This window comes from Acetonema longum DSM 6540 (assembly GCF_000219125.1).
GTDB lineage: Bacteria > Bacillota > Negativicutes > Sporomusales > Acetonemataceae > Acetonema > Acetonema longum.
This window is the reverse complement of record NZ_AFGF01000206.1, coordinates 1-1,797: the sequence shown is the minus strand read 5'-3', so window position 1 is coordinate 1,797 and position 1,797 is coordinate 1. Positions and strand designations below refer to the sequence as shown.

The 1,797-nt window shown below is 45.1% G+C and carries 1 protein-coding gene and 1 pseudogene; both read left to right on the top strand.

Annotated elements, in window-relative coordinates:
* Positions 1-418: pseudogene (locus tag ALO_RS22585) on the top strand (hypothetical protein); the annotation flags it as partial.
* A gap of 19 nt (positions 419-437) precedes the next feature.
* Positions 438-854: a hypothetical protein gene (locus ALO_RS16840; RefSeq protein ID WP_004098387.1), complete on the top strand. Its 417-nt coding sequence runs from the start codon at positions 438-440 to the stop codon at positions 852-854.
* The last annotated feature ends 943 nt before the right edge of the window (positions 855-1,797 follow it).

The following is a 1,797-nucleotide window of genomic DNA, read 5'->3' as shown; positions in this document are numbered from 1 at the left end:
TGCTGATAAGCTAATTCCAACCAAAACTATCCCGAGGGGATTTAGTAACGTTGAACAGTTTGATCAATGTGCGGTAGAACTCAAGCAAGCTCTTAGTAAATCTGGTTTGGACGTAACTTCAATCCAAGTCCGGGGTAGTTCAGCTACAGGTGTTTCAAGTAAAGGCGGTGGATTCCGGTTTGATGGTTCTAATCCTAGCGATATTGACTTTGCAATAGAGTTTAATCAAAAACTTCCGGGCATAAGTACTTCAAAAAACATTGATGGATTTATACATCCAAACAAATTGTTTAATAACTTTCCGGAACTTCAAGCGTGGGCAGATAAATGGTCAACGACATTAGGGCGAAAGGTTACTCCGGGAGGATTCCAGCCTGGAAAATTGCCAAGTGATCCGGCAAACGTGATAGTGAAATAATGCAAGGAGATGCATCATTATGGCCATTGCGGTTTTCTTTAATCAAGAAAAATCGTTTGACGAATTAGCTGCTTTGATTTTCCAACAGTTGGGAGTGAGTGCCTATAATGAAGGTGAGAGTAGCTTTAGCATAGGAGGATATTATTATTTTGCGAATTTATTAGGATTGAGAATAGAACTTGCAATGAATAATTACGACTATGAAGACCAATACGTCTATTTAATGATGGTCGATAAGGCAACAGGAAGTAAAGTAGATAGGAGTCTATTGAGACCCGTTGCAGAATTAATAGCTACTCATTTGTCTGATAAACTGGATATTGAGGTTGGAGTAGAATCTGGCTATACGGATGAAGGAAACCTAGCCCTTAAGGTTTTCTCAAAAGTAGATAATGAAATACGTAGTGAGTTAAGAAAATCTGAGATAAACCGATGATGACAGAGGGGGACACCGGGGATAGTCCCTTTTGGGAAACACGGAGGGCAGTAGTTGACACTGTGGACGATTACCTTTTGTCAACTTAATCTTAAAGGCGCCAAATATTGGAGATGGTATTAACTCTTCGAGATTGGAGACACGGAGACGCTCCCCCTTTGGCACCTTATTTTAAAGCAAAAAACAAACAGCGGAGCAGCGGACAAAATACGTTCGTTGCTTCGCTATTTGTTTAGATGGAAGCGAATAGATGCAGTGGAACGGGGTGTTGTTCGTGACGATACCCTCTGCCGCCCGGCCTGCTGCTCCGCTCCTCGTCTTTCCACGGGAAGCAAGAACGAGCGGATGAATCCCTTGTTCTCACGGCATTTTTTGCCCACCTGCCGCCCGTGGCGGCAGGCGGGATGACCGGAATTATTTTTGCCGCCGCGCGACGCAGGCGCGCGCGTCTAAAACCCCGAAGGCCTTCCCTCTTGCCCCTACGACAAAAGAATTACGCGCCCCGGCGTGAAATGCCTTGGCGCACGTTCAAGCAGGGTCAACCAACGTAAAAATCTGTTGAGCTTTTTTTAGAGAACCCTCCGATGGCGAAACGGACGCCCCCCTGCAGCCACGGTAGTGGGTAAGCAGATGAAGATGAACCCGATGCGCCAGCAGTTGGCCGGGGAAAACGTACTATCAAAGCCCGATCAATAGTTTGCAAAGGCAGAAGGTACCATTCAGAATTTGTCATCCTTTTACAGTGGAGACTCGCCGGGACGGTTCTTTTGTTATGCTCGCACAATCACACTTTGACTAATCCCTGGCAATCTGGCTCCTCGATATCCCTGTTATATTTTTAATTGGCCGATCAACCTCTCCTTGCTTTTCTTTTGTATGTCGGACTTTTCGGGGTATGGTTATCACCTCTACTTTTGAGGATATCATTTTATCGGCTGTTCGT